The sequence below is a fragment of the Mesorhizobium sp. 113-1-2 genome, from assembly GCF_016756475.1.
Classification (GTDB): domain Bacteria; phylum Pseudomonadota; class Alphaproteobacteria; order Rhizobiales; family Rhizobiaceae; genus Mesorhizobium; species Mesorhizobium loti_C.
This window is the reverse complement of the sequence record NZ_AP023242.1, coordinates 724,588-746,889: the sequence shown is the minus strand read 5'-3', so window position 1 is coordinate 746,889 and position 22,302 is coordinate 724,588. Positions and strand designations below refer to the sequence as shown.

The following is a 22,302-nucleotide window of genomic DNA, read 5'->3' as shown; positions in this document are numbered from 1 at the left end:
TGAGTTTACTCAGCCGCCGAAGCAAGTGGATTGAGCCAGGTATCGCCTGTCCAGCCATGCTCGTCATAGTCGGCCATGCAAGTGTCGACGAGTTCCTCCATCGCCTTCAGCCGCCCGCCGCGTTCGGCGCCCTTCAGCACCTGCAGCCGCACCTCTTCCGGCGCACCGGCATAGTTGAGCTCGTAAAGCGCGTGACGGCCGCCGAACTCGGTGCCCGTCGCGTCCCACAGCAGCTTCATGATCTTGATGCGCTCGATGTGGCCCATATCGTTGGAGCCGCGCACATACTGCGCCAGGTATTTGTCGATCTCGGGATTGTTGAAGTCGCGCACCGAGGACGGCAGGTAGATCAGCCCCGAGGCGATCACTCGGCGCACCGTGTCGATGACGCGCGGATAGGCTTCCGACATGAAGGTCCGGTAGGCGAGTGCGGCGTCGAGATTGGGCAGCACCGCGCCATTCGCCCACGGGATCGGATTGTAGGCCATGGCATTGGAAAAGCTCCAGAACATGTGCCTGAGCGCGATCACTTCGCCGAGTGCCGCCTGGTTGCCGCGGAAGGCGTCGCCGCCAGTGGCCCTGAGCGCCTTCGCCAGCAGGCCGGCAAGGAAGTCGAGCTTGACGGCAAAACGCGTGCAACCCTGGAAGCAGTAGCCGTGCATGAAGCCGGACGCCGGATGGAACGACAGGATTTTTTGCGCGTCGCGCAGCACCAGCACGTCCTCCCAGGGGATGAAGACATTGTCGAGCACCAGGATGGCGTCGTTCTCGTCGAAACGCGACGACAAGGGATAGTCGAAGGGCGCCGCCACCGTGTTGGCCGTCTGCTCGTAGGAGACGCGGCAGAACATCTTTATCCCCGGCGCGTTCATCGGCACGATGAACATCACCGACAGCGACGGATCCTCTGTGACCGTCGCCGAGCCCTGCGCCAGGAAATTGTAGTGCGTCAGCGCCGACGACGTCGCCACCACCTTGGCGCCGGAAACATAAATCCCGGCATCCGTCTCCTTGGTGATGTGGACGAAGACATCCTTTACCTGTTCGGCCGGCTTGTGGCGATCGATCGGCGGGTTGACGATGGCATGGTTCATGAACAGCACGGCTTCCTGGGCTCTGCTGTGCCAGGCAAGCGCATTGTCCTTGAACGGCCCGTACCAGTCGGCATTGGCGCCGAGCGTGTTCATCAGCGCCGCCTTGTAGTCGGGCGTGCGCCCCATCCAGCCATAGGACATGCGCGACCACTCGGCGATCGCCGTCTGCTGGGCGGCGAGTTCGCCCGAGGATTTGGCGACGCGGAAATATTTGTGCGTGTAGCCGCCCGAACCGGTGTCGGTGGCCGCGGTCAGCATGTCGCGCCGCTTCGGATCATGCAGCGCATCGTAGAGCCGCGCCAGCGACCGCACGGAATTGCGCATCGCCGGGTGCGTGGTGACGTCGACGACGCGCTCGCCGTTGATATAGACCTCGCGGCCGTCGCGCAGGCTCTCCAGATACTCGGCGCCGGTGAACGGGCGCGCTTTGTCCGCACGAAAATCTTCTGACCGCATGTTGTTCCTCCACTTGATATAGCGATCCTAGCGTCAGGCCTGAGGATGGGTTATGGACGGAACGGCAAAACCGATTGGACTTTTTCCGGCGCCATGAGCCAGAGCTCCATTCCCGATTTCTTCGTCTATGGCGAGCCGGTGCGGCCGCTCGACATCGGCTTCCTGCATGTTGAGACAGTGCTTGCCCGCAGCAATATCCACCTCGGTCAGGTCGCCGCGCACAAGCATCCGCAGATGGGCCAGATCACCTACTGGACCAGCGGCTCCGGCACATACCGTATCGAGGACCGGTCCTGGGACTTTTCGGCGCCGGCCGTCAGCTTCGTGCCGAGCAATGTCGTGCATGGCTTCTCTATCGGCCCAGGCACCGACGCCATCGTCGTCTCGATCGCCGATGATGCGCTGGCCGCGATTGCCGGCCACAGCCTGCTGCCCCTGGACCGGCCGGTCTTCACCGACGGCCTTCCGGACCGGGCCGCGTGGAAGCGGTTGGCGACGGTGCTGGACATGATCGCCGCCGAATACGCCGAGGCGCGGGCCGGCAACGACAAGATCCTGCAGTCGCTGATCGCCGTCGCACTCTCCCACATCGCACGTCTCGCGCCGGCGACTGTCGCCGCGGCGCCGTCTTCCGATGCATCGCTGGCGACAGGCTTGCGCCGCCTCGTCGATGCGCATTTCCGCGACAACTGGCCGGTCGACCGTTACGTCGAAGCGCTCGCCACGACGCCGCATCTTCTCGACAAGGCCAGCCGCGCGGTGCTGGGCAGCGGCGTCAAGCGTGTGGTGAGCGAGCGCCGGCTGCTGGAGGCCAAGCGACTGCTGCTGTTCACCGTGCGCACGGTCGAGGACATCGCCTACGAGATCGGTTTCGATGATCCCGCCTATTTCTCACGCTTCTTTCGCAAACGGATAGGCGAGGCACCCGCCGCCTGGCGGCGGAAGCAGTTGCAAAGGCACTGACAGGCGGTGGTGGATGCGGACCTTGCGGCCCGCATCCGGTTTGTGACGGGCTAGCGCCCCTGCTGCTGGCGCGCTTCCCGCTTCTTGCGCCAGGGCGCATTGGCTTCCCAGTCGCCGGCCATGATGCAGCCATAGGGCAGCACCTCGTCGACGATTTCCGCCAGACCAAAGTGCTCGATCTGGCGACGCATCGAGGCCGCGTTCTTGTAAGCGCTCGGCAGCTCCGAAATATCCGTCACGCCGGAGAAGAAGCGGGCATCGATGCCCTTCGTCTCTTCCGCGAAGATATCGGCGTCGCTGCGTCCCGCCTGCATGCGCCGGTGCTGGGTGCGCGAAAAATTGCGCCCGGCGCCGTGCGGCGAGAAGCCAAGTCCGTGCGTCGCGTTCTTGCCACGCACGATCAGCACCGGCTCCGCCATGTTGAGCGGGATCAGCGTCAGGTCGGTCGCGTCGTCGGCCCAGTTGTCGAAGGCCGGCGTGGCGCCCTTGCCGTGGTAGAACAACCCGTCCGAGCGGCGGAAGACGAAGTTGTGCTCGTTCCAGAACCGGTCCGACACCTTCGCCGCCAGCTTTTCGGCCGCCAGGTCGTGGATGAGCATATGATTGCCCTTGGTCCATTCCCGGATTGTCTGCAGGGCCTCCCAATACTCATCGCCTTCCCGCGTGTCGGCGGGAATCCAGGCGTTCTGCGGCAAGGTTTCCGGCGACAGCGTCTTGCGCACACCCTCGGCGATCCTCATGCCCTTGGCATAGAGCCGCGCACCCGGCGAGCGCGAGCCATGATGCGTGACCAGCGCCGTCTGGCCGCTCGACTTCACCGTGCCGACATAGGCGAAATGGTTGCCGTCGCCCTGCGTGCCGAAATGCTCGATCGCCGCACTGGTCAGATCACGCAGCAAGGGGTTGGCCTCGAAACGCTGGAAGACCTCTTTGCCTGGCCGGATCTGCTGGCCGCGCGGACGCCCGCCCGGGCCGAAATGGGTGACCCCATGCACGGCATCGAGCAGTGCCGCCGGCGCCACGCCGGGAAACACCGAGATCGCCATCGAGCAGCAGATGTCGGCCGAATGCATGCCGGGATGGATCGCCTCCGACACCGCAACGCCGCCGACCGGAATCGTGCCCGACGGACCGGCCGGGCAGGCATCCGGCATGATGGCGCCGGCACGGATCACCGGCGTGCGCATCAACTCGGTCATGCTGCGCATCACCGCTTCGACATTGGCGGCCTCATCAGGCGTTTCAGCCTCGATGTTGAGGTGTAGCGGCATGGCGGCAGCCGACTGCAGCGGCATCGCCGGCGGCGGCGCGAAAGCACGCGCGGCCTCCAGCGCATCGCCCTGCGATCCGCCGCCGTCCAGCACCGCGTTGGCGGCGGCGAGCGCCTTGCCGAACCACTTGCCCTGCGGCATGCCGGCGTCGATCAAATCCTGTCCACTCAAAATCTCGGTCATGTCTTTCACTTTCGGTCATATCAAGCACTGGGTATTGCGGGCGGACGACAAGGGAATGCGAGACATCTTTTCCGCCACTTCGCGAAGCCGCGAAGGAGGGACACGAACCCTCACGCCTTTCGGCACCCGCTTGCCTGAAGCCGGCCGCGTCTACCTGTAGTCACGCAGGCATTCGTCCTATTCATTCGGTCTGGCGACAAGGGTCGGCAAGACAATGACTGAGCTACTTCCATCCTGGGACGGAAGGGATGGTTTGAACACCCGACCTTCCGCGACTTTCGCCGCGGACGCTCTATCCCTGTAGTCCTGCCTGCATTCGCCATTCTTTTCCCTTTCTTCGGCGGGCGACAAGTCGATGCGAGAAACCGATCGATCAACCGACCGACGGGCGGATTCGAACCGCCAGATACCAATGTATTCCCGCAGGCATTCGCCCTGTTCAATCGGCTGGCGACAAGGATCGGCAAGACAACGCTTGACTGCGCCACCCCGCTCCCGTGGAGCGGGAGAGTGATTTGAACACCCGACCTCCCGTCTTCCGACGGGCGCGCTACCTGTAGTCCTGCCTGCATTCGCCATGTATTCGCGTCGCCGCGGCGACAAAAAGATGATGAAACCCGGGAGTCCCGCTCGTGCCAGAGAGCGCCAGCAAGGTGAGGAGTCGAACCTCACGGAGCATCCCGCTTGGTTGGTACTGTAGTTCCATCGGGCATTCGCCACGGCTGTTTCATACGAGGTGCGACGACAAGTCTGTTGTGAAACTGCCTTTCTGCTCTACCGACTGAGCTACGGAGCCGATTGGCAGCTCCGGCAGGAATCGAACCCGCGACCCGAAAGTTAGGATGTAGTTCCACACGCATTCGTCACGCCTCGTGCTCGGTTCCTTTTCTGTCCGGTTGCGACCGAAGTCGCGCAAGATCGTCGGGCATGACGACAAGGTTTGACGAAACGTCCCGCTCTATCCGCTGAGCTACGGGCCCATAGTGGCGGACCCGACGGGATTCGAACCCGCGACCTGGAGGTGAACAGCCTGTAGTTCCATCGGCATTCGTCATGCCCTGAATTGTATTCCTGTGGTTCCGGCGAATGCATCGCCGGGACCATTGCTCAGAGTTCCACCGCCTCGATCATGCGCACCCAATGGTCCGGGTCGCCGCTCGAGGACAGCATCGTGCCCACCACGTCGAAGACGCGGTCGGAGAAGCCACCGACATTCAAGATGTCGGCATGCGGCTTGGCCTGCGTCGTCGCGTAGGGCTGGATGTCGACGCAGACCAGCTTGGCCCCCGGGTTCAACCCCTTGAGCTTCTGCCATTCCTGCATCGTCGCCGTGCCCTGATGCGCATGCGCCGACGCATCCACCCAGGACTGGTTGTCCGACACGAACACCACCAGGTCGACATCGGCCTTCTCACGCACCAGCCGTGCCAGCGGAGCCGAACAGTTGGTTCCACCACCTCCGATGGCGGCAAGCTTGGCGGCGTTGGTCATCACCGTATCGCGAGCGTTGAGGCGGATATCCACCACATCGTTCTCGAACGGCAAGACCCTCGCCGTCGGGTTGCGTCGCAGCATCGCGGCGGCCACCAGGGCAGCCACGTCGATGCAACGCACGGCCGACGTCGCGCCCTTGCGGTACCCGGTCGCCGGCGAGCTCATCGAGCCCGAAACATCCGGACACACGACCACCTTGCCCTTGATCCGGGGCACGTTGCCGAGCGCGATTTCCATCGCATCCTGCAGCGCATCCCTGACCACGCCAGGCACTTCCGCACCGGCCATGGTGAACGCCACCATCAGCTGATACGGGAACACCCGAGCACGCCGGACCTCTTCCGGGTCACGCAGTCGCGCCGCCAGCGCCTCACCGAACCCGTCCACTTCAAACACGCCGTTGCGGGCGAAAGTGTTCAGGTTCTGCCGCAGCATCTGCCATCCGGCCGTCGCCGCGATCTGCACCCAATGCTCGCGCGAAAGCGGCATCGAGGTCAGCATCTGGAACGGCACTTCCGGCACGGGCAGCGACGGATCGCGCTTGAACGCTTCGAACGCCTTGACCACGTCCGGCAGCACCGAAGCGTCGTACGGCTTGCCGATCAGATAGCCATAAAGCGCCTCACGCGAGGCCGACTTCGGCTTCGGGTGAACCATCTTGATGACATCGGCCAGCGACGGATCATTGCCGACCGCTGCCCGCATGATCTCGAAGTCGGCCGCCTGCTCGAGCCACGCCTGGACAAGCCGCTTCGGCCGCGTGCCGAGCGACTTGCGCCCGGTGGCGCCCGAACGCATGACCTGCACGAAATTGCGCAGCATCTTGCCGTTCCTGACGATGCGCCCGAAAGCACGGTTGAACTCATCGCCCTGCATGCAGGACAGAACGGCCAGCAGCAGCGCCGGCATATCCTTCATGTAGCCCTGCTCGAAAGCGTGGACGGCGGTGCGTGCCAGGAATCCCGGCTCGACCTGCCAGGCGAGCTTCAGCACCTCGTCCAGCTGCTCGCGCGGCTCGGCATAGAAGGTCGCGTTGAACGTGCCCGTCGCCGCCAGCTGCGCCAGAGCCTGATGCGGCGACAGGCGGTAAGCCCGGGCGCCTTCATGGTTCCTGGCGTCAGCCGGCGGGAGCAGCTTTCCTGCACTCGTCGCAAACACGGATTTGTTCGCCATTGTTCTCATCCTTCATTTTCACACCAGCATCAGTGCAGGCGGCGTGCCAGTTTGAAGGATGAGCGCATATCGGCTCGCTCAAAGTCAGCTAGCTATTTGATTTAATGAGGAAATAAAAACAAGCCAACAGCTATGCCCCCTCTGGCCTTGTCCAAGGAAGAACCTGTATAGTGATCCAAAAATCTCGGAACTTATATCATGGGATAATATGAAGAGACGCGTTGCGATTGGCATTCTTGGCACAACGCTTGATGCGGGCCGCACCGAAGACCGTTGGCGGAAGTGGCGGCCAACGGTTGCGCTGTGCCAGCAGCCGGGATTGTTCATCGATCGGCTGGAGCTCATCCACGGCACTCAGTCGCGACAGCTGGCCACGCAGATTATTGCCGACATCGAGCAAGTCTCGCCTGCCACCGAGGTCAGGCCGCATCTCATCAGCATGCGCGATCCCTGGGATTTCAGCGAGGTTTATACAGGTCTGCGTGACTTCGCCCGCGCCTACACATTCGATCCCGAGAAGGAAGACTATCTCGTCAACATCACCACCGGCACTCATGTTGCGCAGATCTGCTGGTTCCTGCTCACCGAGGCGCATTTCATCCCGGCGCGGCTGCTGCAGCTTTCGCCGCGCAAGGAGGGACGTGACGAGGACGTCTCCGGCAGCCATTCGATCATCGATCTCGATCTGTCTCGTTACGACGCCATCGCCACGCGCTTTACCGCCGAGCGCGACGAGGCGACGTCCTTCCTGAAATCGGGCATCGCCACCCGCAATCCCGCCTTCAACCAGATGATCGACCAGATCGAGAAAGTGACGATCCGCTCGCGCGCGCCGGTGCTGCTGACCGGCCCGACGGGCGCGGGCAAGTCGCAGCTGGCCAGGCGCATTTACGAGCTCAAGAAGGCACAGCGGCAGGTTTCCGGCGCCTTCATCGAGGTCAATTGCGCGACGTTGCGCGGCGACCAGGCGATGTCGACCCTGTTCGGCCACGTCAAGGGTGCATTCACCGGCGCCCAGAACGAGCGCGCCGGGCTGATGAAATCGGCCAACAAGGGCGTGCTGTTCCTCGACGAGATCGGCGAACTCGGCCCCGACGAACAGGCCATGTGTCTGCGCGCCATCGAGGAAAAGCGTTTTCTGCCGGTTGGCGCCGACCAGGACGTGATGTCGGATTTCCAGCTTCTCGCCGGCACCAACCGCGATCTGTCGATCGGCGTGAAGGAGGGCAAGTTCCGCGAGGATTTGTTTGCCCGGCTGAACCTTTGGACCTTCCAGCTGCCGGCGCTACGCGACCGCAAGGAAGACATCGAGCCGAACCTCGACTTCGAGCTGCGCCGCTTCAGCGAGCGTGAAGGACAGAACGCCACCTTCAACAAGGAGGCGCGCGACCTCTATCTGAAATTCGCCGTGGCGCCGGAGGCGATGTGGCGGGCCAATTTCCGCGATCTCTCGGCCTCCGTCACCCGCATGGCGACATTGGCGCCGCTCGGCCGCATCAACGAGGAAACCGTGCGCGACGAGATCGAACGTCTGGCCGCGCTCTGGCGCGCCGGTGAGGCAGACGACCGGGAGGCCATTTTGGCGGAGGTTCTCGGCCCCGAGCGCCAGAGTCAGATCGACGTCTTCGATCGCGCGCAGCTGGCAACCGTGCTGGCCATTTGCCGCGACAGCAATTCGATCAGTGCCGCCGGCCGGAAACTGTTTGCCGTCTCGCGGCTGCAAAAGACCAGCGGCAACGATGCCGACCGGCTGCGCAAATACCTCAGGCGCTTCGACCTCAGCTTCGAGGACATCATTCGAAAATGAGCGGGGTCACCCGGATCCCGCCGTCAGGCGCCACACTTTCCCGCTTGACTGACCAGCCGGACCGAATACCTTAAGGCCAAATACCGGCTCTGATCGCCGGGCGGCAAGTATGCCTCGTATGCCTCGCCCTTGCGGCGCTGGCTGCGGGGCATTTTCATTTCTGGGGTCCTGTTTGAAACGGCGCATCGAGATCGGCATCCTCTATTCCCGTTCGGGGAGCTATCAGCTCGTCTCCGATGCGTGCCGTATCGGCGCCATGCGGGCGATCGCCGACATCAATGCCGACCGTGGTTCAGGCATTGAACTGGTGCCGGTCGAGCGCGATCCGCAGAGCAATGCCGACCGCTACGCGACGCTGTGCGAGGACATTTTCAAGACCAGCAGCGCGCGCCATGTCGTCGGCTGCGTCACCTCCTGGAGCCGCAAGGAGACCATCCCTGTACTGGAGAAGGCCGGCGGCATGCTCTGGTACGCCTGCCCCTATGAAGGGTTCGAGGCCAACGAGCATGTCGTTTACATGCACGCCTGCCCCAACCAGCATCTGGTGCCGCTGATGGCGCATGTCGTGCCGCGCTTCGGCGCCAACGGCTTCCTGCTCGGCTCGAACTACATCTGGGGCTGGGAAATGAACCGCGTCGCGCGCGACCTGATCGCCGACGCCGGCGGCAAGGTGCTGGGCGAACGTTATCTGCGCATCGGCGAGACCGACGTGTCGCGCCTGATCGGGGAAATCCGGGCGACGCGGCCAAACTTCATCCTCAACAATCTGATCGGCACCTCGTCCTACGCCTTCCTGGCCGCCTACCGCGATCTGGGCCGTGAAGATTCCGCCTTCAGCCCGGAAAGCTGTCCGGTCATTTCCTGCAATCTCACCGAGGGCGAGTTGCCGGCGATCGGCGAGACGGGAAGAGGGCATCTGTCCGTCGGCCCGTATTTCGCGCCGCGGCCGGCCGCCTTCGCGTCTTCCTTCGAGGCCTCCGCCTATGCCTCGGTGCAGGTGATGGCTGACGTGCTTGCGCGCGATCCGGAGGCTGGTCCGGTGGAATTCTCGAAGATTTTCGCCGAACGGCGCTTTTCCACCCGGCTCGGACCGATCGCCATTGACGCTCATACCCAGCATGCGACGCTGCCGGTGATCATCGGCCGGATCGCCGACGGCTTCTTCGAAGTGGTGAGCCGCGAGGATGAGGTCGCTCCGGATCCCTATCTGTCGCGCTACGACCCCGCAAAAACATTTGGCCGTCCGCGCCTGCGGGTGGTGTCGTGACCAGAACGCCACGCATCCCCAATCTCGGCGGCGCCAGGGCTTTTATCCTGCATCGCCCGCATCCGACGGTGCAGGCGATCACAAGGCAATTGTCGGCGATCGGCCTGGTCACGTTGGATTGCTGGCCGGAACTGCCGCCCGAGGCGCTCGCCGCTGATTTCGTCTTCTTCGATGCCGATCTCGGCTTTGACGAGCAATTTCCGTGGAAAGCCGGCGAGGCGCCGATGCCGCTGGTGGCGCTGATCGGCTCGGAGGCGCCGGGCCGCATCGAATGGGCGCTGTCGCACAAGGCCGACGCACAACTCCTGAAGCCGGTCGGCACTGCCGGCGTCTACAGCGCGCTGCTGATCGCCAGGCAAAGTTTCGAGGCTCGAAAACATTTAGCCGGCGAAATTGCCGCGCTGCGCCAACGCGTCGCCGAGCGCCAGACCATCGTGCGCGCGGTGGCGGCGCTGTCGAAAGGCACGGACGACGAACGCGCCTATGCGCAGCTGCGCTCGCTGGCGATGAGCTGGCAGATCAGCGTCGAGGATGCCGCGCGCCGCATCGTGGCGATGACAAGCGAAGACGCAACGGAAGGCGGCGATGACCAGTCCCATCGCGCCTGATCTCGCGGCGCCCGCGCGCATGCCGGTCAAGCCGCGCGCAGGCGTCTGGCGCCGGCTGCTCAGGCGCCGTCTCGCAATGCTTGGACTGGTGATCGTTGCCATCGTCGTCACCGGCGCCGTGCTGGCGCCCTGGCTGACCGGCTACGATCCCAATGAGCAGATGTTCGACGGCCTGACCATAGAGGGTTCGCCGCTGCCGCCGGATGCCAAATTCCGGCTCGGCACCGACCTGCTCGGCCGCGACCTTCTGACCCGCATCCTCTATGGCGCCCGCACCTCGCTGATCATCGGCATCGTCGCCAATGGCGTGGCGCTGTTCATCGGCACCCTGGTCGGCGTCACCGCCGGCTACTTCCGTGGCTGGATCGGCGGCGCGCTGATGCGTTTCACCGATCTGATGATGGCGTTTCCGGCGCTGCTGCTGGCCATCTGCCTGGCGGCGGTGTTCCAGCCGAGCCTTTGGATCGTCGCCATGGTCATCGCGCTGGTCAACTGGGTGCAGACCGCGCGCGTCATCTACACCGAGACCTCTTCGCTCGCCGAGCGCGAGTTCATCGATGCCGAACGCACCATCGGCGCCGGCGCGCCGCGCATCCTGTTTCGCCACATCCTGCCGCATCTGCTGCCGACCATCATCGTCTGGGGTACGCTCGGCATCTCGACGACGGTGCTGCTCGAAGCGACGCTCTCCTTCCTCGGCATCGGCGTGCAGCCGCCGACGGCCTCTTGGGGCAACATCATCTTCGAGAACCAGACCTATTTCCAGGCCGCACCCTGGCTGGTGTTCTTCCCCGGTGCCGCGATCCTGGCGCTGGCGCTGGCCTTCAACCTGATCGGCGACGCGCTGCGCGACATCCTCGATCCGACGCAAAGGGGCCGGGCATGATCGCCTATCTCGGCCGCCGCCTCATCCAGTCGCTGCTCATCCTGCTCGGCGTCTCGCTGATCACCTTCGCGCTGCTTTATCTCCTGCCGGCCGATCCGGTGCGCCAGATCGCCGGCCGCAGCGCCACGCCGCAGACGGTCGAGAATATCCGCCAGCAGCTCGGCCTCGACCAGCCCTTCGTCGTCCAGTATTGGCGCTACCTGACGAAGCTCGTCAGCGGCGATCTCGGCCGCTCCTATATCCAGCGCTCCGAAGTCACCGAACTGATCGTCTCGCGGCTGCCGGCCAGTCTGCTGCTGATGGTCGGCGCCATCCTGTGCGAGCTGCTGATCGGCCTCTCCATGGGCCTGATCGCCGCCGTCAAGCGTGGTACGGCCACTGACCAGACGCTGATGGTCGCCTCCTTCGTCGGCGTCTCGGCGCCGCAATTCGTCGTCGGGCTTTTGCTGCTCTACGTCTTTGCGGTCAGGCTCAGCTGGTTTCCGATCGGCGGCTACGGCACCTGGCGCCATCTCGTGCTGCCGTCGCTCACCATGGGCATACTCGGCGCCGGCTGGTACGCCCGCATGATGCGCTCGTCGATGATCGACGTGCTGCGCCAGGATTATGTCCGCACGGCGCGTGCGAAAGGTCTGGCGCGGGGCGCCATCATTTTCCGCCATGCGCTGCCCAACGCCATTCTGCCGGTCATCGCCATGATCGGCATCGACATCGGCATCTTCATGGGCGGCATCGTCGTCGTCGAAAGCGTGTTCGGCTGGCCTGGCATTGGCCAGCTCGCCTGGCAAGCCATCCAGCGCGTCGACATCCCGATCATCATGGGCGTCACGCTGGTCTCGGCCTTCGCCATCGTGCTTGGCAATCTCTTGGCCGACATCATCGCGCCCTTCATCGACCCCCGCATCAAACTCAGATGAGCATCAAGCTCGGATGAAACCAAGAAAACAAACAGAGAAAGGGAACTCGAAATGAAGAAATTTCTGGCCTCCACCGTGGCGGCATCGGCGCTGGCGCTGATGCTCGGCATGGCAAGCGCCCGCGCCGAGGACACCATCGATCCCAACGCCAAGCAGGGCGGAGAGATCATCGCCACCTACAAGGACGACGTCACCACGCTCGACCCTGCCATCGGCTATGACTGGCAGAACTGGTCGATGATCAAGAGCCTGTTCGACGGGTTGATGGATTACGAGCCGGGTACGACCAAGCTGAAGCCGGACCTTGCCGAAAGCTACGAGATTTCGCCCGACGGCAAGACCTTCACCTTCAAGCTGCGCCACGGCGTCAAATTCCACAATGGCCGTGAGATGACGGCCGACGACGTGAAATATTCGCTCGACCGCGTCACCAACCCGAAGACGCAGAGCCCGGGCGCCGGCTTCTTCGGCTCGATCAAGGGCTATGACGATGTCGCGGCCGGCAAGGCGGACAGCCTCGCGGGTGTCACCGTCGTCGATCCCTACACCGTCAAGTTCGAACTAAGCCGGCCCGACGCCACCTTCCTGCATGTCATGGCCATCAACTTCTCGCATGTCGTGCCGAAGGAAGAGGTCGAGAAGTATGGCGCCGATTTCGGCAAGCACCCCATCGGCACCGGCGCCTTCAAGCTCGCCGAATGGACGCTCGGCCAGCGCATCGTCTTCGTGCGCAATCCGGACTATTGGCACAAGGGCCTGCCGCATTTGGACAAGATCACCTTCGAGGTCGGCCAGGAGCCGATCGTGGCGCTGCTGCGCCTGCAGAAGGGCGAGATCGACCTGCCCCTCGACGGCATTCCGCCGGCAAAATTCCAGGAGGTGATGTCCGATCCCGAACAAAAGGCGCGCGTCGTCGAGGGCGGCCAGCTGCACACCGGCTACATCACCATGAACACCACCATGGCGCCTTTCGACAATGTGAAGGTGCGCCAGGCCGTCAACATGGCGATCAACAAGGCGCGCATCATCCAGATCATCAATGGCCGTGCCGTGCCGGCCAACCAGCCGCTGCCACCGTCGATGCCGGCCTACGACAAGGAATACAAGGGCTATCCCTATGATGTCGCCAAGGCCAAGGCACTGCTTGCCGAGGCCGGCCATCCCGATGGCTTCGACACGCAATTGTTCGCCATGAACACCGACCCCAACCCGCGCATTGCCCAGGCGATCCAGCAGGACCTGGCGGCGATCGGCATCAAGGCCAGCATCCAGGCCCTGGCACAGGCCAACGTCATCGCCGCCGGCGGCGACAAGGCCGGCGCACCGATGATCTGGTCCGGCGGCATGGGCTGGATCGCGGATTTCCCCGATCCCTCGAACTTCTACGGTCCGATCCTTGGCTGCGCCGGCGCGGTGCCGGGCGGCTGGAACTGGTCGTGGTATTGCAACAAGGATCTCGATGCCAAGGCCGCCGAAGCCGACTCGATCGTTGATCCGGCGAAGTCCGATGAGCGCTATAAAATGTGGAGCGACATCTACGCCAAGATCATGGCGGACGCGCCCTGGGCGCCGGTCTTCAACGAGCAGCGCTTCACCATGAAATCCGCGCGCATGGGCGGCGCCGACAATCTCTATGTCGACCCGGTCCACGTTCCGATCAACTATGACAATGTGTACGTAAAAGATGTGCAATAACTGCGACTACACCATCCACGGGCGCCATCACCATTTCGGCTGGGACAATTCCTTTGCCCCGGTCGAGCGGGTGGCGCCCGGCTCGACCATCGAGTTCCAGTGCCTCGATTCCTCCGGCGGTCAGCTGAAAGCCGACAGCACGGTCGCCGACATCGCCAAGCTCGACTTCGCCGGGATCAATCCGGTGACCGGGCCGATCTTCGTCGAGGGCGCCGAGCCCGGTGACGCGCTGAAGGTGACGATCGAGCTGTTCAAACCGTCCGGCTTCGGCTGGACGGGGAACATCCCGGGGTTCGGCCTGCTCGCCGACGACTTCAAGGAGCCGGCGCTGAACGTCTGGAAGTATGACGCCGCCTCGCTCGAACCGGCGCTGTTCGGCAAAAACGCGCGTGTGCCGTTGAAACCCTTCGCCGGCACCATTGGCAATGCGCCGGCTGAGATGGGTCTTCACTCGGTCGTGCCGCCCCGGCGTGTCGGCGGCAATCTCGACATCCGCGATCTCGCCGCCGGCACCACGCTGTATCTGCCGGTGGAAGTTGCGGGCGCGCTGTTTTCTGTCGGCGACACCCATGCCGCGCAAGGCGACGGCGAGGTCTGCGGCACGGCGATCGAAAGCCCGATGGATGTCGTGCTCAAGCTCGACCTGGTCAAGGATGCCAGGCTGAAGACGCCACGCTTCAACACGCCGGGCCCGGTGACGCGCCATCTCGACGCCAAGGGCTATGAGGTGACAACCGGTATCGGGCCGGACCTGATGACGGGTGCGAAGGAAGCAGTTGCGCAGATGGTCGACCTGCTCGCCGGACGCTACCAGATAGACCCGGTCGAGGCCTATATGCTCGCCTCGGTCTGCGGTGATCTCAGGATCAGCGAGATCGTCGACATGCCGAACTGGGTGGTGTCGTTCTACTTCCCGCGCTGCGTGTTTGAATGAACGCAAGCGTCGACAAAAACTGGTCCGGGGCAACCGCCCCGGTGGCGGCCGGAGTGGTGCTCGACATCGCCAACCTATCCGTCAGCGTGCGCGGCGAGGATGGCGAGCGCGAGGTCGTGTCCAACCTGTCGCTGGCGCTGGCGCGCGGCGAGACGCTTTGCATTGCCGGCGAATCCGGCTCCGGCAAGTCGATGACGGCGCTGGCGATCATGCAATTGCTGCCGCAGCCTGCCGCCCGTATATCGTCAGGCACGATCCATCTGGGCAATACCGATCTGACCACTCTCGACGAGCGCCGGATGCGCCGTATTCGCGGGGACCGCGTCGCCATGATCTTCCAGGAGCCGATGACTTCGCTCAACCCGGTGCTGTCGATCGGCCGCCAGCTCACCGAATCCATCGAGGCGCATACCAGCCTGTCGCAAGCCGAGGCGCGCCAGCGTGCCATCGAGGCGCTGAAGGCGGTGCGTATTTCCGAAGCCGAAAGCCGGCTAAAGCAGTTTCCGCATGAATTGTCCGGCGGCATGCGCCAGCGGGTCATGATCGCCATGGCGCTGGCGCTCGAGCCCGACGTGCTGATCGCCGACGAGCCGACGACGGCGCTCGACGTCACCGTCCAGGGCGAGGTGCTGGAGCTGTTGCGCGACCTGCAGCGCCAGCACGGCACCAGCGTCATCCTCATCACCCACGACATGGGCGTGGTCGCAGAAATGGCCGATCGCGTTATCATCATGCGGCACGGCCGCATGGTCGAGGAAGGCAAAACGTCGGACATTTTTGCGCGGCCGCAGGCCGGCTACACACGCGAACTGCTGGCCGCCGTGCCACGCATCGGCAGTGGTGCCGGCCGGCAGAAATCCAGGGACGTCGAGACGGCGGCGCCGGTTCATGTCGCCGACGTCAAAGACCTGCATGTTCGCTTCGACCTGCGTGGGGGCGTTTTCGGCCGGGTCAACCGTCATGTCCATGCGGTCGAAGGCGTCAGCTTCTCGATCGCCCCCAACGAGACGCTGGCGCTGGTCGGCGAATCCGGCTGCGGCAAGTCAACCACCGCCAAGGCGCTGGCCGGGCTGGTGCCGTACAGTGGTGACATCGTCATTGGCGGGCGCAATCTGTCGGGCCTCGGCCGCGACGAACGCAAGGCGGTGCGCCGCGACGTGCAGATGATTTTCCAGGATCCCTTCGCCTCGCTCGACCCGCGCATGCGTGTCGGCGACCTTGTCGCCGAGCCGCTGGTCATCCACGGCATTGCCTCAAGGGAAGAGCGCAGGGAGCACGTGGCGGCGCTGTTCGAGCGCGTCGGCCTGTCGGCCGATCAGATGGAGCTCTATCCGCACGAATTCTCCGGTGGCCAGCGCCAGCGCGTCTGCATCGCCCGTGCGCTGGCACTGCGGCCGAAGCTGATCATCGCCGACGAAAGCGTGTCGGCGCTCGACGTTTCTGTGCAGGCGCGCGTGCTCGACCTGTTGAAGGAATTGCAGCGCGAATTCGGCGTCGCCTATCTCTTCATCTCGCATGACATGGCGGTGGTGGAGAATATCTCCGACCGCGTTGCCGTCATGTATCTCGGCCAGATCGTCGAGATGGGCACGCGCGACCAGGTGTTTTCCAACCCGCGCCATCCCTACACCAGGCGGCTGATCGAAGCCGTGCCGGTGCCGGACCCGGCGCAGCGCAGAAGCCGCTTCGCCCGCCTCGACCAGGAAATCCCGAGCGCCACCCGCAGGATCGGCGAGGCACCGCTGAAGCTGGCCCTTCAGGATGTCGGCAACGGCCACCTCGTCGCGGCCGGCAGCTGAGCGCGGAGCACCTCGCCAGCTCACACCGCCGGCGAACGGCTCTCCGGCAGCCTCGCAGGGAATTCGCCCAATTTGCTGAGCGAGTACAGGCTCTCCATCTCTTCGGCCGGGCGGCCGGGAAAGAGCTGGTCCCAGAGCTGTACGATGTGTTCGGCCATTCTCAGCTTGATCGCCGAATCCGTTGCGTATGTATCCAACACATGCTGATGGATCATCTGCCGTGTGCGCAGCAGCGCCTCCGAATGGGAGGTCGTGATGACTCTGGTCACGCTGTCCTCGTGCCGGCGGTGATGATTGAGCAATGCGGCCTCATAGGCGACGGAGCCGTTACGGATAGCCTCGAGGATAAAGTACCAGTCGCCGCCGGCCGGCAGCGACAAGACGCGCTCGACGAAATCCGGCGTGATGTCGAATTTCCGGAAGACCGCCGCACTCATGTTGATGACGGTGTTCTTGACGCCCAGCCCCTCGTTGACCTCCTGTTCCGCCGAAACCTGATAGCTGCGCTTCCATTTGAAACTGGAGAGATCGGCGAGGTACGGGCTGGACAGATAGTCGCCGACGGCCTCGCTTCGATCATTGATGATCTTCGAGGCGCAAAAGGCAAACTTCACGCTTGGGTCGCGAAACAAGGGCACGAGGGTTTCGAGGAAACCCGGGTCGGATATGTCGTCGGCTTCGGCGATCCAGATCAAATCGGCCCTTGCGAGCTCTATGCCCTTGAACCATTGGGGATAGGGCGCCCCGGAATTGCTTTCATTGACGATGACGCGGGTGCCATGGACGCCGGCGTAATAATCCAGGATCGACTGGCTATCGTCTGTCGAGGCGTCATCCAGGATGATGAGCTCGAAGTCCTGGAAGGACTGCCCCAGGATACTGTCCATACGCTCGTGTAGAAAGCGGGCGTAATTGTAGTTGGGCACGATGATCGAGACCGCGGGCGGCTTGCCTGCGACCTTCCGCATGGTCGACAGCAGCCGCGGAAAGACCCGATCGGTGGAAAAATGCCGCTGTGCCTTGGCGCTCGCTTGCCTGCCGAGCTTCGACCGCAACGGTTGGTCCCGGATCAGTTTCAGCGTGGCATCGGCCATAGCGACGGGATCAGCCCATTCGACGACGATGCCGGCATCGTCTTCGACGAAAGCCGGTGCCCCGCCGCTCCCTGCGAAGCAGATCACCGGCAACTCGGCGAATGCCGCCTCCAGCATGACACGGCCGAACGGCTCTTCGCGGGATGTCAGAAGAAACAGATCGGCACCACGCAGATGACCGCGCACATCCTCGACATCGCCCAGAAATGTGACCTTTTCGTTCAATCCGTCCGCCCGCAACCTGGCGAGTTGCTGAGACCACGTACCAAGAGCCTCATCCCGTTCCTGCTCGGGAAACGAGCCGAGCCAGTAGAAATGATAGTCTTCGACCCCGCGGGCTCGAAGAAGTCGGGCCACCTCGATAAAAAGGTCGGCGCCCTTGCGGAAGGGCATTCCGAGGCCGGATCCCACGATAATGATCTTGTCCGTTGGCCAGCCGGCCAGCCGGTGACGTTCAAGGCGCTGGATTTCCGTCCGACCGTGATCGGGGGGTTGCGGAACCGCGCTTGGAATGACGTCTATGGCGTTCGCTTCGACATTGTGGTCGGTCACCAGATAGTCCCGGACACTTGGGGAACACGCTATGAATCTCTGCGTGTGGGAAACGACGTCCCCCATGTCGTCCTTGGCGTATCGGGCGACGCTCGTTGCCAATTCCCTGGCGTGCGTCAGGATAGGACTGCCCAGTTCACCAAGCATCGCGTGCACGCGGCCGGTGGCCAGACTGTTGCAATAGATGAGGTCCGGCCTGCCGCCGAACCAGGCGGTTATGCGTGCCAGCCTTGCAGCGGTGGTCCCGGTCCTCGAAACCAGATCATCCAGAAGAACGGTATCGGCGATGCGTCGAAACTCTTCGAGCCGTTCACCGCCCGCCAGGCACAGCACCTTGATCTCCAGGTCTGTGTGCGCCTGGAGCCATTTGACGATGTCGAGCAACGACGCCTGCGCGCCACCGAGAACCGCATCGTGCGACACGAACAAGACGCTCCAGGACGGATCCCTGGGCAGTTTGCCGGCCGCTGCCGGAGCCGACAGGACGTGCCGCGTCTCCTGCAGATAGGCATAGCCGTAGCGGGCATCGGGCTCGAGATAGGCTCCCTCCGCCCACTCGTTCCAGGCATTGACGAAGATCAGCCGGCTGTCGAAATCGGCAAAACGATTGCATGTATCGACGACCGCGTTGGTGAGCCATTCTTTGTAGCGGGACGGCGATGCGTTCACCAGAATGTAGGCTGCCTCCATTCTCCGTGCGGTGTTATCCCAGGAGGGGCAAAGTCCGCGAAACAGCGTGTAAGGAACCCGCGGGTAGGCGCGGCTGCGATTGAGGAGCTCTGCCCAGTCGTAGATCTTTCCCCTGAAGTCGCTCTTGAGCGTTGGGATGCTGTCGTTGACCTCGGGGAATCTTCCAAGATTCGGTGGAAACTCGACGGCCGCGTCGAATCCGAATTCGGCGGGATCGCTCGTGTCGAACGACTGCGGATAGGCAAGAAAAATCTCACCGATGCCGGCTTCCCGGCAATAAGCTCTCCAGCGCTGCGCCGTTTCCATCGCTGACGGAAACAATCCGGGCCGGTAAATCATGAGGAGTGGCTTGCCGCCGACACGGATGTAGCGCCGGTCACGGAAATAGCCGGATACATGTTCGATGAAGGCCAGGTCGTCCTCGGGCGAGTGCGATTGCGCGATCAGCACCTCCTGGTCGCGCCCATCCCAACGGCGGCTCCAAGGCTCGTTTGCCCAATTGATACAGAAGCCCATCTCGTGCGCATCGTTTTCGACAAACTGGGCGATCGGCATCTCAAGGACGCGCTTGCCGTTGAACCAGTAGAAGTGGAAACAGAACCCCGAAATGCCATATTGCATGGCGATCTCGATCTGCTCCTTCTGGATGTCCTTCACCCGCAGGTCATAAAAGCCGAGGTCTCCCGGCAGCCGGGGCTGATAATGACCGTCGAACTGCGGCACCGCACGTGTCACATTTGCCCACTCCGTGAAGCCCTTGCCCCAAAAAGCATCATTTTCGGGGATCGGGTGGAACTGCGGCAGATAGAATGCAATCAGGCGCGCCCTCAAAGCGGCCGGCCGTTCCTCGCTGGATCGCGGCACATAGGTGGCGGGTCTCTCGATGTCGCCGGCATTTGTGCCTGGAGCACGTCGGGTGCTGCGCCCCTCAATCTTGCCGAAACGAATGTAGTGATCCAACGGATTCATCGACGCGACAGCCACGTCGGGATATTTCGCCAAGTAGTACTCGTTGTCGAAGTTCGGACTTGGATTCCGGGACTCGGCGACACCGTGCCTGATGTAGTGCAGGATCGGGTCTTTCCCGCTCCTGACTACATCCGGATTTTGAACCAGATACCACGACACATCGAACAGCCCGCTGGCTCGAATTCGTTGCCGGAGCCGAAATCTCTTCCATCGCCTTCTGCTGGTCAACGATCCTACGAAGATCAAAAATTCGGATCTATCCAATCGGGTCTGCCTCGCGGGAATCCGGCGTCGTGTCATCATCCCAGGCAACGCCGGAGATCTCTGTGCAGATCATTCCAAGCACACGCTCGAGGGCATGTTGCAATGTGCCGTCCTGTTGGCTTGCCTCTTCGGGGAAGACTGCCAAAGGCAGATCAAGCCGCATGAGGGGCTCCAGCGCGCTGCGGCGAACCCAGAACATCGTCCCGGCAAAGAAGTCGAGGCGAGAACTGGAGGGTTTACCCATTGTCTCCAGCAAATTGAGGACCATCGCCCTGTTCTCGCCCCACGCAGCCTTCTCCCCCTTCCATTCATTGGGCAACCGAAAGCGTCTGGATCCAATCATCTCGGTGTCGGGCGAACGCTCGAACTCGGCGATGATGCGGTCAACCACGTCACGGGATCCGATCAGGTCGAAGGCACTCGCCTGGCGCCAGATCTCACCGAGGACCATACGCGGCCCGCTCGGCCCCGACTTCTTGCCATGCAGCTTGCAGATGAGATCGAAGGGATCGAGCTTACCTTCGCGGAGCAGTTGGATGAACGGACCGACGTCGCGACCGCGATTGTCATAGACAAAGATCTCGGCATCCTGAAATTTCGCCTGAACGCGTTCCGCGAGTGCCGCGTCAGGCCGGGTCAGCGTGAGGACGAGGTGGAACGGACGATCGATCGCTTCCAGCAGCGCCTCGAATTCGGGCCAGAGATCTGCGTAGTGCAGGTGAAGCGCGACGGCGATCTTCGGCTCGGCGGTGGGCCGGCGTTCGGGAGCCTCGGCTGGTGGACCGTCGAAGTGCCTCGACAGGGACTTCTGCAGATTGTCGCTCGCGGTGCCAAAGCCCCAACCGTGAAGGCTCCCGAGAGCGCGAGCCAATTCGCGCCCTTCCGTTCCTGCAATGTGCAAGAGGGGCTGCAAGACGACACCTCGGCCAAGCGGGAGTTGAAATCGCTTGTGACGATGGCGCCGAGTCAACAGCGCGCCAATATCCCTGATTCTTAACGGTCGAACGCTCGCCGCAAGAATGTCACTTCTTTCAAATTGCAACACCAGACCGCCTTCGGTGCTTTCAAGCAGGTATGGAGTCCGTTGGATAGCCGGCACAAAGACGACCTTGTCCGGATGTCGTGCGAGCCGAACATTGAGCCGAAGAAACGGCATGCGCCTGTCCGTTGGCGAAAGCTCCACGATATAGCGCCCCGGCGCGTGGATGTGGATTTCGCTCCAGGCACTGCTTCGGTCGACGCCGCATGCCTCGCCTTTTCGCGGCTCGCGGGGCAGGACATCAGGCAGGGCAACTCGCGTGTCGGCAGCGTCAGGCGACATAGCCGCCGTTCCGATTCGCGCGCGATCGGTCAAGGATGCTGTCAAATATACCTATCAGTCGGCCCAAGGAATTGATCAGTCTGTTTCGATTAAGCGTCAGGCAATAGAAGCCTATTTTCGTCGAATAACGGAGTATGTCCACGGATGGGCTATAGGCGATGCCGTACTTTTTGCGCAAGTGGATCTCCGATCGCATCTTCGACCGATACCGGAAGATTCGCGACCGGGTTGATTGCGCAACCGAAGTGCCAATGTCGTGGACGGCATGCGCGCCACTGACAAGGATCATCGGCTCGTCACGCTGCAGCAGACGGTGTGAGAGGTCGTCATCTTCGAAATACAGAAAGATATCCTCATCAAACCCGCCCGTATCCAGGAAGAGCGTCCGTTTGATCATGAACACGCCGCCATTGACGAAGCGGACGCAACAATCTCCCCAGACCTGCCGAATACGTGTCGGCAGCGACACACCGGAAAGGCGATCGATTTCGCTCTGCTCGCGAAACCACAACCGCCCATCCACCGTGTTGGTGCGCGGCACGAAGACGCCGCAATTTGGGTAGCGTTCCGCCGCCTGCATAAGCGCATCGACGGCGTCTGTCTCAAGACGCACGTCAGGGTTGATGAACAGCAGATACTCCCCCGATGCCGCCGCCGCCCCGATGTTGCAGGCGTGCCCAAAGCCGAGATTTACAGCATTATCAATACGATGAACGGCAAAGCCGGATAGCGCGGCGGAAAGATCGTCGGTGCTTGCATTATCGACGCATACGATCTCCACCCCTGCGGGCAGGCGAGCAAGCGCACCACGCACGGTATGCGCGCTGTTATGCGTTACAGTAATAGCGGTTATCGACGTATTCAT

The 22,302-nt window shown here is 62.8% G+C and carries 15 protein-coding genes; 9 read left to right on the top strand and 6 right to left on the bottom strand.

Going from position 1 to position 22,302, the window contains the following annotated elements:
* Window positions 1-5: 5 nt before the first annotated feature.
* Window positions 6-1,550 (bottom strand): 4-hydroxyphenylacetate 3-hydroxylase N-terminal domain-containing protein, encoded by a 1,545-nt coding sequence (locus tag JN279_RS03500; protein ID WP_202351991.1) that lies wholly within the window; start codon window positions 1,548-1,550, stop codon window positions 6-8.
* Window positions 1,551-1,643: 93 nt separating this feature from the next.
* Here JN279_RS03500 and JN279_RS03495 point away from each other — a divergent pair, with 93 nt between their 5' ends.
* On the top strand, window positions 1,644-2,513 hold the full coding sequence (locus tag JN279_RS03495; RefSeq protein ID WP_202351990.1) for a helix-turn-helix domain-containing protein: 870 nt from the start codon (window positions 1,644-1,646) through the stop codon (window positions 2,511-2,513).
* Between the two features lie 50 nt (window positions 2,514-2,563).
* Here the strand turns inward: JN279_RS03495 and JN279_RS03490 are convergent, their stop codons facing one another.
* Window positions 2,564-3,967, bottom strand: a complete 1,404-nt coding sequence (locus JN279_RS03490; protein ID WP_202351989.1) for an RtcB family protein — start codon at window positions 3,965-3,967, stop codon at window positions 2,564-2,566.
* 1,107 nt (window positions 3,968-5,074) lie between these two features.
* On the bottom strand, window positions 5,075-6,634 hold the full coding sequence (locus JN279_RS03485) for a vWA domain-containing protein (RefSeq protein WP_202351988.1): 1,560 nt from the start codon (window positions 6,632-6,634) through the stop codon (window positions 5,075-5,077).
* Window positions 6,635-6,842: 208 nt separating this feature from the next.
* Here JN279_RS03485 and rtcR point away from each other — a divergent pair, with 208 nt between their 5' ends.
* The 8 genes from rtcR to JN279_RS03445 all read left to right on the top strand — a co-directional run bounded on the left by rtcR (window position 6,843) and on the right by JN279_RS03445 (window position 16,547).
* A complete protein-coding gene (rtcR, locus tag JN279_RS03480; RefSeq protein ID WP_202351987.1) occupies window positions 6,843-8,441 on the top strand; it encodes an RNA repair transcriptional activator RtcR in 1,599 nt (532 codons plus the stop codon).
* A 172-nt stretch (window positions 8,442-8,613) separates the two neighbouring features.
* Window positions 8,614-9,708 carry a transporter substrate-binding protein gene (locus JN279_RS03475; RefSeq protein WP_096452329.1) on the top strand — a complete coding sequence of 365 codons (1,095 nt, stop codon included), beginning with the start codon at window positions 8,614-8,616 and terminating at the stop codon, window positions 9,706-9,708.
* Window positions 9,705-10,316, top strand: a complete 612-nt coding sequence (locus JN279_RS03470; protein ID WP_096452331.1) for an ANTAR domain-containing response regulator — start codon at window positions 9,705-9,707, stop codon at window positions 10,314-10,316. Before JN279_RS03475 ends, JN279_RS03470 begins: the two co-directional genes overlap by 4 nt.
* Window positions 10,294-11,202, top strand: a complete 909-nt coding sequence (locus tag JN279_RS03465) for an ABC transporter permease (protein WP_446720393.1) — start codon at window positions 10,294-10,296, stop codon at window positions 11,200-11,202. The genes JN279_RS03470 and JN279_RS03465 overlap by 23 nt, the downstream gene beginning before the upstream one ends.
* On the top strand, window positions 11,199-12,119 hold the full coding sequence (locus JN279_RS03460; protein ID WP_096452336.1) for an ABC transporter permease: 921 nt from the start codon (window positions 11,199-11,201) through the stop codon (window positions 12,117-12,119). The genes JN279_RS03465 and JN279_RS03460 overlap by 4 nt, the downstream gene beginning before the upstream one ends.
* Before the next feature lie 51 nt (window positions 12,120-12,170).
* On the top strand, window positions 12,171-13,814 hold the full coding sequence (locus JN279_RS03455; protein ID WP_096452338.1) for an ABC transporter substrate-binding protein: 1,644 nt from the start codon (window positions 12,171-12,173) through the stop codon (window positions 13,812-13,814).
* On the top strand, window positions 13,804-14,748 hold the full coding sequence (locus JN279_RS03450) for an acetamidase/formamidase family protein (RefSeq protein ID WP_202351986.1): 945 nt from the start codon (window positions 13,804-13,806) through the stop codon (window positions 14,746-14,748). Before JN279_RS03455 ends, JN279_RS03450 begins: the two co-directional genes overlap by 11 nt.
* Window positions 14,745-16,547 (top strand): ABC transporter ATP-binding protein, encoded by a 1,803-nt coding sequence (locus JN279_RS03445; protein ID WP_096452342.1) that lies wholly within the window; start codon window positions 14,745-14,747, stop codon window positions 16,545-16,547. Before JN279_RS03450 ends, JN279_RS03445 begins: the two co-directional genes overlap by 4 nt.
* Window positions 16,548-16,567: 20 nt before the next feature.
* Here the strand turns inward: JN279_RS03445 and JN279_RS03440 are convergent, their stop codons facing one another.
* The 3 genes from JN279_RS03440 to JN279_RS03430 are packed head-to-tail and all read right to left on the bottom strand — an operon-like array spanning window position 16,568 to window position 22,302.
* Window positions 16,568-20,155 (bottom strand): glycoside hydrolase family 99-like domain-containing protein, encoded by a 3,588-nt coding sequence (locus tag JN279_RS03440; RefSeq protein ID WP_096452344.1) that lies wholly within the window; start codon window positions 20,153-20,155, stop codon window positions 16,568-16,570.
* Entirely contained in the window at window positions 20,109-21,437 is a 1,329-nt protein-coding gene (locus JN279_RS03435) for a rhamnan synthesis F family protein (protein WP_096452346.1), read from the bottom strand. The genes JN279_RS03440 and JN279_RS03435 overlap by 47 nt, the downstream gene beginning before the upstream one ends.
* Window positions 21,427-22,302, bottom strand: a complete 876-nt coding sequence (locus JN279_RS03430) for a glycosyltransferase family 2 protein (protein ID WP_096452348.1) — start codon at window positions 22,300-22,302, stop codon at window positions 21,427-21,429. Before JN279_RS03430 ends, JN279_RS03435 begins: the two co-directional genes overlap by 11 nt.